The sequence below is a fragment of the Pseudoalteromonas sp. 23_GOM-1509m genome (assembly GCF_000518425.1).
Lineage (GTDB): Bacteria > Pseudomonadota > Gammaproteobacteria > Enterobacterales > Alteromonadaceae > Pseudoalteromonas > Pseudoalteromonas tetraodonis.
Genome location: NZ_KI912434.1, coordinates 43,470 through 43,676, shown reverse-complemented (window position 1 = coordinate 43,676; position 207 = coordinate 43,470). Strand labels below are relative to the sequence as shown.

Sequence of the window (207 nt, the reverse complement as noted above, 5' to 3'; positions counted from 1 at the left end):
GGAGTGGTAGTTCAGTTGGTTAGAATACCGGCCTGTCACGCCGGGGGTCGCGGGTTCGAGTCCCGTCCACTCCGCCATTTGATATCGTAACAAAATTAGTAAGTGCATTACCCCATGCACATACCACTGCGGAGTGGTAGTTCAGTTGGTTAGAATACCGGCCTGTCACGCCGGGGGTCGCGGGTTCGAGTCCCGTCCACTCCGCCA

At 57.0% G+C, this 207-nt stretch carries 2 tRNA genes; both read left to right on the top strand.

The features are described 5' to 3' along the window. Nucleotides 1-77: transfer RNA gene (locus N523_RS0115790), tRNA-Asp, on the top strand. Nucleotides 78-130: 53 nt separating this feature from the next. Next, nucleotides 131-207, top strand: a tRNA-Asp gene (locus N523_RS0115785).